Source organism: Henriciella marina DSM 19595 (genome assembly GCF_000376805.1).
Taxonomy (GTDB): domain Bacteria; phylum Pseudomonadota; class Alphaproteobacteria; order Caulobacterales; family Hyphomonadaceae; genus Henriciella; species Henriciella marina.
The window spans coordinates 2,026,897-2,042,834 of sequence record NZ_AQXT01000002.1; the positions used below are offsets into that span (position 1 = coordinate 2,026,897).

General features: G+C 59.9%; 14 protein-coding genes. 1 reads left to right on the forward strand and 13 read right to left on the reverse strand.

The window, feature by feature from the left end:
- The first annotated feature begins 4 nt into the window (after positions 1-4).
- Positions 5-1,906, forward strand: a complete 1,902-nt coding sequence (locus F550_RS18565; RefSeq protein ID WP_018148406.1) for an FkbM family methyltransferase — start codon at positions 5-7, stop codon at positions 1,904-1,906.
- On the opposite strand, the gene F550_RS0109955 is transcribed toward F550_RS18565, so the two are convergent.
- The 13 genes from F550_RS0109955 to F550_RS0110015 all read right to left on the reverse strand — a co-directional run bounded on the left by F550_RS0109955 (position 1,903) and on the right by F550_RS0110015 (position 15,813).
- On the reverse strand, positions 1,903-2,994 hold the full coding sequence (locus F550_RS0109955; protein ID WP_267878943.1) for an acyltransferase family protein: 1,092 nt from the start codon (positions 2,992-2,994) through the stop codon (positions 1,903-1,905). The two genes, F550_RS18565 and F550_RS0109955, sit on opposite strands and share 4 nt — an antisense overlap.
- A 10-nt stretch (positions 2,995-3,004) precedes the next feature.
- Entirely contained in the window at positions 3,005-3,850 is an 846-nt protein-coding gene (locus tag F550_RS0109960) for an SDR family oxidoreductase (protein ID WP_018148408.1), read from the reverse strand.
- Between the two features lie 5 nt (positions 3,851-3,855).
- Entirely contained in the window at positions 3,856-4,374 is a 519-nt protein-coding gene (locus F550_RS17495) for a KdsC family phosphatase (protein WP_018148409.1), read from the reverse strand.
- Positions 4,371-6,092: a hypothetical protein gene (locus F550_RS0109970; protein WP_018148410.1), complete on the reverse strand. Its 1,722-nt coding sequence runs from the start codon at positions 6,090-6,092 to the stop codon at positions 4,371-4,373. Before F550_RS0109970 ends, F550_RS17495 begins: the two co-directional genes overlap by 4 nt.
- A 13-nt stretch (positions 6,093-6,105) precedes the next feature.
- A complete protein-coding gene (locus F550_RS0109975) occupies positions 6,106-7,209 on the reverse strand; it encodes an N-acetylneuraminate synthase family protein (RefSeq protein WP_018148411.1) in 1,104 nt (367 codons plus the stop codon).
- A gap of 119 nt (positions 7,210-7,328) precedes the next feature.
- Complete coding sequence (locus F550_RS18570) at positions 7,329-8,570, reverse strand: DUF2793 domain-containing protein (RefSeq protein WP_018148412.1); 1,242 nt, start codon at positions 8,568-8,570, stop codon at positions 7,329-7,331.
- Between the two features lie 61 nt (positions 8,571-8,631).
- Positions 8,632-9,255 carry an SGNH/GDSL hydrolase family protein gene (locus F550_RS0109985; RefSeq protein ID WP_156807903.1) on the reverse strand — a complete coding sequence of 208 codons (624 nt, stop codon included), beginning with the start codon at positions 9,253-9,255 and terminating at the stop codon, positions 8,632-8,634.
- Between the two features lie 221 nt (positions 9,256-9,476).
- A complete protein-coding gene (locus tag F550_RS0109990) occupies positions 9,477-10,427 on the reverse strand; it encodes a glycosyltransferase family 2 protein (RefSeq protein WP_018148414.1) in 951 nt (316 codons plus the stop codon).
- A 19-nt stretch (positions 10,428-10,446) separates the two neighbouring features.
- The gene (locus tag F550_RS17505; RefSeq protein ID WP_156807904.1) at positions 10,447-11,412 is read right to left on the reverse strand and encodes an NAD-dependent epimerase/dehydratase family protein; all 966 of its coding nucleotides are present in this window, start codon (positions 11,410-11,412) and stop codon (positions 10,447-10,449) included.
- Positions 11,390-12,106 (reverse strand): class I SAM-dependent methyltransferase, encoded by a 717-nt coding sequence (locus F550_RS0110000; protein WP_018148416.1) that lies wholly within the window; start codon positions 12,104-12,106, stop codon positions 11,390-11,392. Before F550_RS0110000 ends, F550_RS17505 begins: the two co-directional genes overlap by 23 nt.
- Positions 12,103-13,455, reverse strand: a complete 1,353-nt coding sequence (locus tag F550_RS17510) for an ABC transporter ATP-binding protein (protein WP_018148417.1) — start codon at positions 13,453-13,455, stop codon at positions 12,103-12,105. The genes F550_RS0110000 and F550_RS17510 overlap by 4 nt, the downstream gene beginning before the upstream one ends.
- Positions 13,455-14,291: an ABC transporter permease gene (locus F550_RS0110010; RefSeq protein WP_018148418.1), complete on the reverse strand. Its 837-nt coding sequence runs from the start codon at positions 14,289-14,291 to the stop codon at positions 13,455-13,457. Before F550_RS0110010 ends, F550_RS17510 begins: the two co-directional genes overlap by 1 nt.
- Positions 14,292-14,301: 10 nt before the next feature.
- The gene (locus tag F550_RS0110015) at positions 14,302-15,813 is read right to left on the reverse strand and encodes a glycosyltransferase (protein ID WP_018148419.1); all 1,512 of its coding nucleotides are present in this window, start codon (positions 15,811-15,813) and stop codon (positions 14,302-14,304) included.
- Positions 15,814-15,938 lie beyond the last annotated feature (125 nt).

The window sequence follows — 15,938 nt, forward strand, 5'->3', positions numbered from 1 at the left end:
CGAAATGTCGCAAACCAATCAGGCCAAAAAGCCCAAGCGCACAAACAGCAAAACGACCGTCGGCCAAGCCGCTGTCAGATCCGCTTCAGACCCGCGTGCCGGTTATGCTTTGGCCGGACCACCGCCCGAACCGAATCTGAGCGCCCTGTTCGACGTTCTGTCCTCAATAGACGAACGGGAGTCGCGCATTGAGCTCAGCCAGCTCATTCGAACGCGGCTTCGTGACATTTACCCCGCAGGCTCTGGAAAGTTAGGCACGGCACATCTTCAGAACGACCTGCATTTCGATGTCGATCTTGGTGATTTGTTCGGCGCTGAGTTCTTTGTCGGGAACATGAATGAGACCGACGTGTTGAACGCGCTGACGGCAACCCTGCCCGCCGATGCACGCACTGTTGATGTTGGCGCGAATTTCGGCCTCTTCGGCGTCCATGCCGCTCATGTTGCCCCCGAAGGCAAGGTGGTCGCGCTCGAGCCTCTGCCCTCCGCCTTTGATCTCCTTGAGAAAAATATCGATCAGAACGGACTCTCTGCCCGCGTAGAGGCTATCAATGCCGCCGTCTCAAACCGCGGTGGCAAGGCGAAATTTTTCGTGGCAACTGACGGCGCCTTTAGCGGGCTTCGCGACACGGGCCGCTCGCCTCTTCTCGATACGGTAAATGTCTCCAAGATCGCGCTCGATAAATGCGCGCCTGTTCAGGCGCTCGACCGGATCGATTTCCTGAAAATTGATACTGAAGGTCATGAAGCAGGCGTGCTCGCAGGCGCAAAGGACACACTGGGCCGATCACCGGAAGCCTTTGTGATGCTTGAATACAGTCACAAAAACCTGACGGACGCGTCTCGGGTCGATTTGCTTGGCGAACTCAACAGCCTCATGGACGCCGGGTTTTCGGCCGTCGCTTACGATGATGACCGCAAGGTCAAACCCCTTTCGAGGGCAGAGGACATCTCAGAAGATACTGCCGGAACCATCTTTCTGACCGGTCCGAAATGTCGCTGGTCTGAGCGGTTTTTCGAGGCCCTGCGCAGCGAGATAAAGGCGTCTATCCCGTCGGAGGCCGACCGCTCCGCCCTGCTCATTCTCTCCGAATTTTCAAAGGTCCGCTCCCAGCTGGCAGCGATTGAAGTGCTCAATGTCGACTTCCCCGTCGATGAGATGGGCACACCCCTGCCCAAAAGAATATCCCGCACTTTCGCCAGAATGCGCACGGACCTTGAGCGCGCCGAAACCGCCCGGGACCGTTTGAGCCACCAAGCCGTTGCTGCCGAAGAAAGGATTGCGGCCCACCGCGACCATGCCAAATCCGTCCAGAAGAAGCTCGACGAACGTACCGCGGCATTCGATGCCAAGACCGAGGCATTCCAAGCCAAGATAGCTGAGCTTGGGAATACCCTGAAGGAGCGGACCGAAGCCCTCAACTCCAAGGTAGAGGCGTTCCAGGCCGAGCTGGAGAAACAGCAACTGCGTACGGAACACGCCAAGCATGCCTTGGAAGCGGTGGAAGCCGACCGCGAGAGCCTGAAAGCCAATGCGGCCGTTCTTGAAGAGCGCCTGAAAGCTTTCCGCGACCATGCCAGTTCCCTTCAGGAAAAACTGGATGTGCGTACCGACGCCTGGGTCAAAACGGTTGCCTCGCTCAAATCGGAGCTTGCAGCCCACGCGGAAGCTAAGGCCCACCTCGAAACAAGCCGACAGCTTCGCGCTGAGCTACGCCAGGAGCTCGAAACATCAGCCGTTGAGAAAGCCGCACTGCAGGCGGAAATCGAGATGCTTCGCAGTGACCGCAACGCAATGAGCGCGGAGATTGATGAGCAGCGCAGCATGATCCGCGCACTGCAACAGCTGGATTCGCTTCACGCGCTTGGGCTTGGCAAGCATTTACCGCGCAGGCGCGGTGCCTAGTCTGCGCGCGCCCTATGCGCTGACTTCGTCTCAGTCCGGCGGCGAAGACGCGAATGCCTGAAACGGTCCAGCGGGCGCTCGATCGCGTAGACAAGCGCAAGACTGATCAGGATGGTAAGACCCGTCCCGAGCAGCGCCTGTCCTTCAGCAAAGAGCTCGCCTGCGATCACGAACGCCAAGAGGTGGGCGACATAGATCGGATAGGAAATGTCTCCCAGTGCCCGGTCGAAGCGATTGTCCTTCACCAGTGCAAAGACCGGCCCCACACTCACCGTCACCAGTCCCAGCAGCAAGAAGCGCGTGACTTCCCTTCCGAATGGGCTGGCATCCAGAGCGACGATCACCACCACCGTGAGGACCAGCAAGCCTAGTCCAAGCTTCTTCATCCAGGGCGCATCGAGCCTGTGGCGTAGCAGTTTCCAGGAAAGAGACCCTGCCAGAAACATGAACAGGATCGAGGGAAAGAAGCGGTGCGTCCAGGGATCAGCGGGCAAGGCCGTCATGGACAGCGCGAGGAACACGCCAAACGATGCTGCAAATGCCGCCGCTGTACGCCAGCCTCGAACGAGCAGGAAAGGCGCCAGCGCGTAGAAATATATTTCAAGCCCCAGCGACCAGCCCTGCGGGACCAGAAGGAGCTGATAGACCGGCACCGCGGACTCCAGAAAATTCGTCGTCAGGCTCAGGGTTTCCCCGTCAAAAGACAGAAAAAGTGCCGCATCCAGCAGCACAATACCGAGATTGGACACGATCATGTACGCCTTGGTCCAGAAATCGCCGGCCATGAACACCGCGCCAAGCTCATCCATGGGCAGCGTAAAGCGGCTATGCGCGCCGGTGGCGAGGCCCACGATCAATGTAAGGACCAGAATACAGAAGTAGGTCGGGAATAGCCGCAGGTACCTGTTGGTATAGAACAGCTTGAGGCGCCCGGCATACCGGTCCTGCAGGACGAGCGCCATATAGAAGCCGGATATGATGAAGAAGGCCTCGACCGCCGCGGAGCCTGAGCCCATCCGGTAGCCAAGCACACCGCCATAGTGGTCAACTACGACCGTCATCGCCAGTAGAAATCTGATTAGCCCCACCCAGTTGCCCCTACATCGCTAAAAAACCACCATCGATACGGAAGTCGGCGCCATTGGCGTAGGTCGAGGCGTCTGACATCAGGAAAGCCGTTGGGCCGACATAGTCCTCAGCCAGCGCCATACCGCGCAGCCGGTCATAGTCCCCGCCCCGGCGCAGCGGCACTTTCTTCTCGTAATTGTCGAGGAATTCAGCGTCCTGATTGTTGAACACGCCGGCAAATGTCAGCGTATTCGTGCGCACGCCTTTCGGCCCCCAATAGACCGCCAGATAACGTGTGAGGTTGTAAAGCGCTGACTTCGACGCGCTATAGGCCACGGGCTTGTAGAAGGTCTCGCCCCGGTCGCGGCGGTACTGGTAGAGCGACTGGTCAGGCGACACCGTCCCATAGATGGAGGCGACGTTGGCGATAGAGCCCTTGCCCGCATCGGCCATGGCCTTGCCGAACACCTGGCAGCACTGGAAAACGCCCTTCACGTTGACGTCCATGATCCGCTCCCATGAGGCGGCAGGATAGTCTTCGAAAGGGCCATTCTCTGCTGCTGTCGAGTTTGGCGGGCTGTCCAGCGCGGCATTATTGACGAGGCCCGACGGCGTGCCGAAATGGCTTTCAATTCCAGCCAGCGCTGCCTCCAGTGAAGACCGGTCCGTCACGTCGGCCTTGAACGCCTTGATCGTGTCTTCGCCCGGCCCGTCCGGAAACGCCTTCGCCGTGCCCTCTTCGCTTGCATGCGGCTCCACAATGGCAACCTTCGCGCCGCAGCCGACAAGCCCGCTGGTCATCGCCCGGCCGATCTGGCCATAGCCGCCGGTGACCACGATCACGCGCCCATCAAGTCCGAAAAGTCTGTCCAGCATCTCGTCTATTCCTTGTTACCTGATCGTGCCTCGGCAATCGCATCGCAGGCTTCCCGCACCGCGCCATCGCCGCCAAGGCGGTTTGTCCTGAATGTCTCGATTGCGTCCAGCACGGGATGGGAATCGCTCACCGATATCGGCAGCCTCACCCGCTCAAGCACGCCGCGATCATTGGTGTCATTGCCGATGAAAGCCGCCTGCGCAAAGCTGAGGCCGCGCTCTTCCAGCACTTTGGTGAACGCGGCCACCTTGTCTGGAATATTCTGCTGGCAGTCGATCTTGAGTTTCTTTGCGCGCGCCGTGACGACCGGGTTTTCTTCGGTCGACATGATAAAGCAATAAACGCCCGTCGCTGCGGCTGCCCGCAGGCCATATCCTTCAAGGCGCGAGCAGACGACGGCTTCACGCCCATCCTCGAACACATAGACCTTGTTGTCCGTCATCACGCCATCAAAATCGATCCCGAGGATTTCAACATCGCGCGCCCGCGCGGCAAATTCCGGATCGTCCAGCGACCTGATCATAACCCCTCCCCGGCGCGCATCGGCGCAGTCTCATGTATCGTCTCAAATGGCGCGCCCGCAAGGATGCCGTCGCAAATCGCGTCCATGTTCGGGTCGGCGCCCGGACGAGACAGCGCGAAGGCGTCCTTGGTCAGCTGCGTCAGCGGCCAGCCCGCCTCTCCATCCAGCGCCTTCAGCGGGACGCAGCGCCGGAAATAGAAGTGGTAGATATACAGCCGGGCATTCTCGATCTCGGTCGCGGTCAGCGGCTCGAATGTGCCAGGGCTTTCCAGAAGGCTGAAATAGGACGCACGGTCATACGCGTCGCGCCCGAACCCCTTGCCGCGGATCCACGCGTCCCCCGCCACCACCACAGGCATGCCGCGCGCCGCTAGCTCCATGCCAAGCTTTGTGTTGAAGATCAGCGCGCCCTTGGAAAGCTGCGCAATCGAATAGGTGTTGATGTCATTTTCCGGTGAGACAAGGCGCACATTCGCAGGCATCTCAGGGAACGCCTTTCGCAATGCATCGTCCAGGCGGTCGGACGCGCGCGGGCTGTTCATCACCTCGCCCGGATGACAGCGAACGACCAACTGGCGGTTAGGATGGTCTGCAAACCAGGAGACGGTATCGATCGCCCATTCGATCATGTGGCCATAGGCCGACTGGGCATAATTCAGCCGTGCATCCCAGACGACATTGGCCGCCAGGAGATACGTGTCCTTGCCCGGGTCGAGATCGAGCGCCGCATAGGTCGACTGGAGGCTTTCAGGTCCCCGCCGCTGGAAGGTGATCCAGTCCTGCGCGCCCGTTTCCCGGGAGGCGAGATAGGCATCCAGCTCCGCGTCCTCTGCCTTTGTCAGCGGGCGCTGGTTCCAGGCGCTTTCCGGCTCATCGATCATGGCGCGGTGATAGGTATCCCCATGCTGATAGATCAGCCGCCCGCGCCTGTAAGCCGGGTGCCAGGTGACAAGACGTGTGTCGGTATCGCGCGCGGCTTCTGCGAACTGGCCCTGCGGCACGTAGATGCCGTGATGGGCGAGGATCACGTCATAGGCATGTGTCTCGATCAGCCGGCGCGCGGCCGCATCCGCCAGCCAGGCGGCCGCGATGTAGCGACTGAAAATCTGCGTTTCCAGCTCTGAGCCGCCGAGATCGCCCTTGCCGAAGAAGCGCAGCGCCCCCGCATAGGCATGCATGATACGCGGGTCGTCATGCTCTGTGCTGCGATGCTGCTCCCAGCGGGCGCCAAACGCGCGCGCGGCGTCCCGGTCGTCATCGCTCAAGACATCTGAATAATACCGCACCGGCAGACCAAGCGGCGAACTCACGCGGTGCGCCGCCTTGATGCAGGCGCCGCAGAAATCAGGCTTGGGCCCTCGTTTGGCAATACGCGGCAGGCTTGGCGCCAGCGTATGCTCGATGACCTGACAGGCAGGCAGACCATCGCAATAGACGATCTCAGCCTGTGCTCCGCGCAGGGTCAGCGCGGTGGCCATCAGCGTATCGACTGTGTTCGCAGTAAAGTGCAGGCCGAGGCTTGTGACGATGGCCACCCGCGGCCCATTTGCGTCGCCGCGCGCCTTCGCCCACTCATCCTCGTGCCCGGAAAGCAGTTCGCGCCAGTCGGGATAAACTCCCGCCTGGCGCGTCAGCCGTTCCAGTCGCCAGCGCCGGATCGGCGCATAAGCTTCAGATTGCCTTACGGCCGTGCGTATGTCGCTGAACAGCGATCCCACACCCTCTCACCAATCAGGCTTCGAGGGCTTCGAGGGCTTCGTTCGCAGAGGCTTCCGTGAGGCCAACATCTTCGAAGGTGAAGGCCTGGTCTTCGGCAACCGCTTTGGTCAGTGTCTGGCCGATGAACACGTCCTGGAAGTAAGGCGCGATACCGTCGCCTGGCGACTTCAGGGCGATGTCGGCTTCTGTGATCGTGTGACCGGCTGGCAGGTCGCTCGCCGCGCAAAGCTTCTTGCCCATCTTGATTAGCGGCGCGTGTTCGGACGCATAGGTCCGCTTCACGCCGTCGCCCAGGGCGGTCTTGGCACGTTGAAGGTCGCGAACAAGGCGGCGAAGGCCGTTTGGCTCCAGCGAGAAGGCCTGATCGGTACCTTTCCAGGCACGGTTCAACGTGAAGTGCTTTTCCAGGGCACGCGCGCCGCACATATAGCCAAGCATGGCCATGGCGATGCCGCTGTCATGGCTGGAGAAACCGATTGGAATGTTCGGGAATTTCTCGCGATATGTTTCAATGACGCGGATGTTCAGCTCTTCGAAGGTCGGCGGATAGCCCGATGTGCACTGCATGATACAGATCTGCGGGTTGATCGGCATGATCGCATCATAGACGCGCTGGACATCTTCGAGCGACGCACCGCCTGTCGAGATGAACATCGGCTTGCCGAACTTGGCGACATATTTGATCAGCGGCAGCGTTTTCAGGTCGCCAGACGCAATCTTGTAAGCTGGCATGTCGAGGTCTTCGAGGAAGTCCGCGCTCTTATAGTCCCAGGCGGTCGAGAACAGCGTAATGCCGATTTTCTTGGCATGGTCGCGAAGCTCAACCCACTCATCACGGCTGAATTCCAGCATCTCGCGGTGTGCGCCATAGGTGGCCGCGTAAGCGTTCTCGGAATTGTAGGGCTCGTCATAGTACGCCTTGGTGTAAAGCGAGCGATTGTCACGCTTCTGAAGCTTTACCGAGTGGGCACCCGCCGCCTTTGCAGCGTCGAAGAGGTCCTTGCACTTCTGGACGTCACCTTCGTGGTTCTGACCGATCTCGGCGATGACATACATCTCGCTGTCATCATTAATAGTAATTCCGTCGACGACCAGTTCACGGTTAGCCATGACCATACCCTCATTCTCTCCCGAAAGCCTTCATGGCCTCCGCCTGCTAAGTTCGCGGGAAGGGCTAGCCCGTTTCATGGGCGTTTTCAATCGACCAATCATGAATAAGACAGCAAGTTCTGACCTCAGATTGTAGATCGGGTGGAGACATCCCTCCAGACGCTGCCATCACTATAGGCTAGCGTCGCGCCAGCCGGTGCGTCGGCAACGTAAATCATGGCCCCCGACCCCGCCTCTGCCGCCGCTGGAATGTCGGTTAACGCGAAGGCTCCAACCCGCACGGCGCCGGCAACGTCCAGGGCAGCGGTCGGGGTCGTTGTCCCTATACCCACACGCCCTGATGAAGTTAACCGCATCCGCTCTGCGAGACCGCCAGCCCCGGTCCAGAACCCCATCGCCATGGGAACATCATCCGCCGCAACAGGGCCATCGACGATTGCGTTGACCAGCGCCCGCTGAGCCCAGTCACCCGCCGCAGATCGCCCGCGAAAAGAGAACCCGCCGCACCAGTCGCCCTCTTCCACCGCGAGCGGGGCGGCAAGACTTCCGCGCGCCCGGCGCTGAATCGAGAAGGACGAATAGGTCGCCGCGTCGGCATATGTATCGAGATAGGCGGTGGCGAAATACCCGTCACGCGTCACGCTCAAGGTCGGCTGTTCATTGGTGGCAACGCTCTGGTCCAAAACAGAGAACCGTCCGGCTGGCGAACCGCCCACCCCGACATTGGTTGAGGCTGTGTCGACAGAAAGCGCCGTGCTGAACAGGGTACCATCGCTGCTCGTGCGAAGTTCGAACCCACCATTCTCGACCAGTCCGAACTCGGCCTCGCCTGTAAAGCCCGTCTGGAAGACAACCGATGCGACCTTGGTCGCGCTTGCCCGGTTGATCAGCTTGCGGGCATCACCGGTTCCCGGTGTCACGTCATCATGGGTCAGAAGTTCGGCATCGCTGCAGACGGTCAGCCGGTTCGTCGTGTCGGCTGCGCTATTGATACCCAGCGTCTCGAATGGGCCGCCGCCCGCTTCCTGAAGGGCCTCCCAGCCGCTCTCTGTCAGCACGAAAAGAGACGCCTCGTCCTCTATCCAGGCGAGCCAGCCCTCACGCGGCGCAATCTCGAACCAGGCCCCATCCTGAAAGCTCGCGACCGCGCCAGTTTGAAATCCAGCCCAGTGCGTTCCGGTCTTGCTGTCCGGCAGGATATAGGAGGTTGCGGGGGCCGGACTTTCGGGCTCAGCGACGATCGTCTGGCTGACCACGCTGAGCTGCACGACCGCATCAAGCCGCCGCAGGCTTTCGTTCAGGGTGACGTGTTTCATTGCCTGATTGGCAGCAAGATAGGAAAGGCCGATGCGCGGGGTCTGGTCCATGGATGGCTCCGGAATGACTGAGACCGCAAACCTAGCCCCGACGGGCATCCGGTCGGACGCTTCAGTCCATGGCGCCGATCATCTGCGCGGCGCGCCTGGCAAAACCGGGAAGGTCACTGGCGGACAGCGCCTCGTCCGTCCCCGCCTGCGACCAGCCTTCGGCAAGGTCTGCCGCGAGGCTTTCAAGCGCCGGCATATCGCCCGTCAGACCCTTGAAAACTGCCCCAAACAGCACCAACCGCCCCGCTAGCGACAGGTGAACCCCGTCCACCTGGAAGAGAGCCGCCTCGCCGAACTCAAGGCCAAGTTCGCGCATCAGGCGAGCAAAATCGAAACACGGAACGCGTCGTTCGCGAGCGACCGACTTCACAACATCATTGGGGCTCCGCCCCTCGTCCAGAACCGGCCTTGACCAGTCGAAGCGTTCCACCACCACTGAGGAGGTCGCCGAGGTCAGAACAAGCCCCCTTGCCGACTGGTCAGAAAGCCGGTCGAGCCGGGCTGAGGCCAAGGCCGAAAGTGTCCTCGCAGTGGAGGGCCGGGGCCCGCTATCCTGCATTGCGAAGCGGATATCCTCGCGCTCCCCGATCAGGTCGAAAAGCGCATCGACCGCATCGCCGTCATCTGCTGACCCGGCATGGAGCGCAAAAAGCCCCTTCCCGGAGGTCTCGAAAAGTCGGTTCAAACCCAGTTCGGGAAAAAGAACCGGCAGAAACACCGCTGGGACACCGCTGGGACACCGCCGAAATTCCACTTCGCCGGAGAAAATGCTGTCCCCAAAAAGGAGGACAGGCGTTTTGTTTCCACAGGCCGCAATCGCGGATCGCCAGTATTGTTTCCGACTGGATTTCGCCGCCGTTTCCGCTGCCAGCCATTCAGCCCGCTGGTCGCCGGCGTCGCTAGCCATCAACTATTATTGCCAGGCTCGCCAATGAGCTGGATGCTCGGCTTGCGGCCCCGATAGCGCTGGCGAAGGTGATAGTCCTTGCCCACCGTCAGCAATGGATCAAGCAAGCCGATATGCTTGGCCATCATCGTATTATAATAGTCTCGGGGAATATTCCTGAAGATCGGCGTCGATGAATTCATCGACAGGTCAAACCGCTTGGAAAGCCTTGTCCGCGCCCATTCCCAGGCCCGTTTCTTCACCCGCCAGGTCCGGCTTGGCGCGTCATATTGAGCGTAGTTCTTCTTGTAGAGATCGTGAAAACGCTCATGCTTGGCCTGAAGCTTCTTGTAGTCTTCGCTTTCCTTGTCTTCAGCCCAGTTGCGATAGTGGTGAATAGTAACGTCGCGCGTATAGACGACATCGAAGCCAAGAAAGAGCACCTTGGCAGTGAGGTCCGGGTCGATACCATAGTCCCGAAACTCTTCACTAAAGCCGCCAACGGCGCGCATTACCTTTGTCGGCAACATGCCCTGATTGACGTTCAATATGCCGATACCTGAGACCCCGCCAATATAGGGCGCCTTTACGAACGGGCCTTCCTTGTCCTTCACCTTGAGGCCGACCATGCCGATCTTCTTGTTGGCCTCAAGAATGCGCACCCCCTTGTCCAAGCCATTATCAACGATCTCATTGTCGTCGCTGACCCAGCAGACATAGGGCGTGTCGATCTTCATGAAGATGTCATTATAGGCGCGCGCCTGACCAAGCAGCTTGCCTACGAAAACTGGACGCACGCGCTCGCTCTCTACCGATTTCAGGTACTCGATCGTGCCATCGGTCGAGCCCGCATCCGTCACGTACAGAATGTAAGGCACCTTGGTTTCGCGCTGGACAGATTCGACCAGCCGCTGGACCTGGTCACAGCGATTATACGTACCGGCGACGATGGACAGGACGGCATCCGTCATTCGATTATTCCTATAGTTTTCAGGACTGTTGTGTCTTGTACCAGTCTGCGTATCGTTTCAATCCCGCCTCGAGGCTGACCTTTGGCGAAAAGCCAAGCGTATCCCGCAAATGCCCGGCGTCGGCGACGAGATGCTGCGGGTCGCCCGACCGCGCCTTGCCATTGAAGGTGAGCGGGGTCTCATACCCGGCCGCGCTGACAAGCATCGAGGCAAGATTGCGCACACGAATAGCGGTTCCGCTCCCGCCATTGAAGAGGCGAACCTTGCCGTCTCCGCGCATTGCCGACAGCGTCGCCAGGATAGCGGCGGCGTCATCGACATGCACAAAATCGCGCGTCTCCTCGCCGCTGCCCCATAGCTCCAGCGTGGTCTCGGGGTCGGCTGTCATGCGGCGCATGATGTCCCAGAGGATCTGCTTGCGCAGGCCCTCTCCATAGATCGAGAAGAGGCGCACAATCGACACATCAAGGCCGTTCATCCGCGCCTCGCCGGTGACCAGCTCCTCGCAGACATGTTTGTGCAGGCCATAAGGCGACATCGGCACGCATGGGTCGGTTTCAGAGAGGCGCGCCTTGCCCTGATTGCCATAGACCGCTGCCGAGGAGACCAGCACAAGCCGCGCCTTGGGAGCCTCCTCGCGAATGAAGTCGAGGATCTCAACCGTGCTGCCGACCGACAGGTTGAAGTCACCGCGCGGATCATCCCATGACCGGCCAACAGAGGCCCCGCCCGCCGCATGGATGATGACATCGGGCTTGCCATGCTCGGCGACCGCAGAATGGAAAAGCTGGCGCTGGATCAGGCCTTCGGCATGATGGACGCGGCCTTCGCGCACAAAAGCGCCCTGCGGCGCGCCGAGGCCCAGCGTGACCACCTTCCAGCCTTGCGACGCCATCAGCCGCGCGGTGGCCGTTCCAAGGAACCCGCCACCACCCGCGATCATCACAAGACCGGGAGAGACACTATTTTCGCCAGTAGTCGGCACGGCGCGGCTCCTCGATTTCGATGGGGGCGAAGCCTTCAATGCTGACGGCTTCGCGGCTCAGCAGCCAGAGACCCCGGCGCGGATGGCGGGTCTCGAGGTCGCGAAAATCGTCATGATCGATCGGCAGCGTACACCTATAGACATGACCGAAACCGGCCGCCCACATGCCGCGCGCCAGCGCTGCACGGCTGAGGATCATGGCCAGCGGCTGAATGCCCTGGGTCTCATTCGGATTTTCGCGCGCCACCCGGGCGATAAAGTCGGCGTCTGGAACGACCATGGTTTCCAGAAGCATCACCTTACCGGTCATCGCGCCCATCATGCGAAGGGCGCGCAGGGGATTTTCCAAGTGGTAGAGAATGCCAAAAGAAAGAGAAAAATCGCGCGGCGGCAGCGCCTCGCTCGTCGCGCAATTATCAAAATCCAGCACGCCGAACTCACATCCCGGCGCACGTTGCCGGCCTGCCTCGGCCACATCTTCCCGCCCTTCGAGCGCGAGGACATCAAGGTTCGACTGCTTGAGGCGTTTTGCGAACCAGCCTGGACCGGCGCCGAAATCATACGCGGTTTCAAGCGTCATCCCCGAAGCGCGCAGCGCTTTCAGCGCCCGGTCAGCAATCGTCCACCGGGCCTCGTTAATGGCAATGTAATTGTCGGCGTCGAACAGCGCCGTTGTACTTTCGCCTACCATCATTCGCGCTCCGTCGACCAGTCCATCCGCGGCCGCAGGCCGCCCGGGAAGTTTCGCGAATACCGGCCGCGCGCCCGTTTCAGATCATCGCCCTGCGCTTCATAGACCGAGAAGGACACGGCATTATCGACTGACTGATGACGGGTGAGAGGGTCAGCTGTCACCATCACGACCGTTACATAATGCAGGCCTTCATTCAGAAGGTTCGGCGGGATCTTGGCGACACTGCGATAGCGGCCAGGCGTGTTGATGGCGCCCGGAAAATCGTCATCGGTGAAGGCGACAACAAACATGAGGTCGCCGATCTCGTTCTTGACGTGTAGCGCAGGTTCGATCCGCATATCGGGTTTCAGCACATCATAGACGATCTCGATTGCGCTCGGATGGTCGATCTTGACCGATCGCGCCACCTGCCCGACCTCATCAAGCACCTTTGCCGAGACGAGTTCGGCGCCAGGGCCGTCATCGTCATCTGTTGCTGCAAGCACGCCAGCTGGGACCTTCTTCTTGTCCGCCTTCGAATGACCGGCCTTGTCTTCGGTCTTCTCGGCCTTCTGCGGCGCCTGATAGGTCGCCGCGACATTCATCATCTGTGCTTCATAGGCCTCTGTTACGGTCATGACGTCATCATCCATGATGACCTCGCCATGATCGAGCCAGATGCAGCGATCGCAGAAGCGGCGGATCGCGCCGGTTGAGTGCGAGACAAAGAGCAGCGTGCGGTCGTGGCCGGTAATTTCGTCCATGCGCACCAGGCATTTTTTCTGGAAGGCCGCGTCACCGACAGACAGAACTTCGTCCAGCATCAGGATGTCAGGGTCGAGATGGGCGGCCACCGAAAAGCCAAGGCGCGCGCGCATGCCCGTCGAATAGGTTTCTACCGGCTCATCGATGAAACGTCCAAGCTCCGAGAAAGCGATAATCTCCTCCATGCGGAGATCGATTTCCTTGCGCTTGAGGCCATGGAGCGCCGCATTGAGATAGATGTTCTGCTTGCCCGTCATCTTCGGATTGAAGCCGGTACCGACTTCAAGCAGGGACGTCGCGCGACCATGGATAAAGGCCTCTCCGTCGCTTGGGTTCACGACGCGCGACAGGATCTTCAGCAGGGTCGATTTGCCGGCGCCGTTGTGCCCCATGACGCCGAGCCGGTCGCCCGCGAAGACCTTGAAGCTCACATCCTTCAGCGCGTGAAAATAGTTATCCTTATAGGTGTTGCCGTCCTTGTCGGTGCGCGAAACGGGCGACGTCATCCGGTAGCGCTTGGAGATGTTCTGGACATCCATCACAAGCGCCCGGTCGCTTTCCACCGTCACCGCTTCCGGCGCAGATTGGGGCAAGGTATCAGCCATTATACTCGCTCAGCGTAATTCTTTGCGACCCGGTCGAGGATCAACAAGCCAATTGTGGTAAAGCCTAGCGCGATCAGCGCCGAAACCCCCAGCGAAATCCAGTCTACACTCTCTGGTGCAAAGAGCGCGCCGCGGATACCGGTAAGGACGCCAACCATCGGATTGAGGTTGTAATAGGTCTGGATGATTTCCGGCAGGATCTCTTTTGAAAAGAGGACCGGCGACAGAAACAGGCCGAGATAGACGGCGGTTTCAAGGAACTTCGAATTGTCCTGGTGTATCAGCTGGAGCCCGGCAAACAGCACCCCGATCCCGAAGGCCAGCAGGAACATGATGAACATAACCGGGACCATGGCAAACAGGTCCAGCGACATCGGCACGCCAAGATAAAGCTGGAAGGCGATGACCGCGCCGGAAATGATGAAGATATCAACCCAGCGCGCCGCCACAACCGCAATCGGGCTGAGGATCAGCGGGAAGTAGACCTTCTTCGATATGCCGGAATCGAGCTTGAGCGAGTTTGCCGACTGGATCACCATTTCGGCCCACAGAAACCAGAAACATAGGCCACTGAAGATGAAGAGCGTATACGGGATCTGCGCGCCGAGATTGGCCGACGACATATGGCGAATATAGACAAGCGCCGCCGCCATGATCGCCGGGCGGATGAAGCCCCAGACAATGCTGATCGGCGAGTTCAGGATACGCGAGCGGATATTCCGGTTGATCATCTGGGCCAGCAGGACCCGGAACTTCCAGATCTCCGGAAGGCTGAGAATACCCACCGGGCGCTCTGGCCGGATATGGATCACTTCACGGGTCGATTGTGTAGACATGTGGTGCGGACTAGCTCCGGAATTTCCGGCGGACAAAGTCCTTCAGCCGGAACAAGAAGTTTCGCGACGCAAGTTGCGCGCGCGCATGGGGGGAATCAATGGCCGACTGCATGCGGGCGATCTCTTCCTTGTGGGTGCCCTCATTACCGGCAGGGGCGTAATCGATGAAACGCTGGCGAACCTCCGGTGAACATTTTGCGAGCGTTGCCTGGACCAGCAGCTTTTCGCTCTTTTTTGCAAAAGCCGTGTCTTGTTCGCTGATCAGTCCAGCGATCCGCGCAAGGTCTTCCGGGTTTTCTCGCAGTGAGAGGCGTGTATTGCCGAGCCAGCGCTCGAAGCTCTCCTGTGTGACCTGGGGCAGATTGCCGATCTCGTCATATATTCGGGGCGCGGCCTTTGCGATAATCGCGGCGGCATCATGCTGCTCGGGATCAAAGCGCTTCGACGTGAACTGCGCGATCTCCATGAAAGTGCGGGCCCGGTCAGCAACATAGGCGTCGTGGCGCTTGGCAGCATCTGCGAGGGTCGGTCGGTCAGGGCCCGCGGCAATGAACGCCTCGAGCGCGGCCGCCAGCGAGGCGACGCTATTTGGGTCGAAGAAGACGCAGCCTTCGGGTGACTGTTCGCGGTGAACCGGAATGTCCGACAAGAGCCCCGGCAAGCCCAGAGCACGAGACTCTTCGACAAAAGTGCTCCACCCTTCAAAGAGGCTCGGCTGAACATAGCCGCGCGCACCTTTCAGGAGAGCCAGCTGCTCATCGCGGCTGATCCGGTCTGTGATGGTGACGCGGCGGGCGACATCCTCGCGGGCCAGCAATTCCCGGATGCTGGCGGCATAATCGGGCCAGCGCGTGTCCTCGATTGCGCCCGTCATGACGACGTGGACATCAAGGCCTGGTTTGGCGGCAAGGGCCTCGACCACCTGGAGGTGGTTCTTGTGGCGCCAGAACTGGTTGCAGACGATGAGATAGTTTTCAGGCACGCTGAAACGCGTGCGCACGGCTTCTGTGTCCGTCCCGTCAGACTGCCAGAATGCATCATCGAAGACCGCCGGGAAGTGAAATATCTTCCAGTGATCCTTTTCGAAATCGGGAAAGAGTTTCGCCGTGTCGTCTATCGCCTGCCGGCTGGAAAAGACGCAGGCAGCCGGGCCACGCGCAAGCTCTCTATACTGAAGGAAACGGCGGGCCTGCTCTTCGGCTGGAAATAGCTCAGGATAATGCTGGCACTGCCAGTCGGGGATCCAGCCCGCCCATGGCGCGCCAAACGGGGCCTCCGGCAGCTGCGTCGCTGGATAGACGAAATCGAGCGACAGGTCATTGGCCCTGGAGAAAGGCGCGACTTCATCTGCGAGGGCGCTATGCTCGGTGGCAATTTGCTCGGCTTGCGGCGCGCTTGTCAGAAAGACGATTTGCGGCTGCTCAGCGGCAGGCAGCGACCTCAACATGCGCGCGATGTTGAGAACATAGTTCACACCGCCCATCCATGCCGGGTTATAAAAGATACGCAGCCCGATGCGCATGCCAGTTCCCACCTTGCTCAGCTTTCGGGAAAGGCGGACTTATCGACTGTCGCGAGGCGCGTAAAGCCAGCCCGGCACTTCGACACGCCTTTGAATTTAGCAGCTTCAATCGCTTGCCCGTCAGA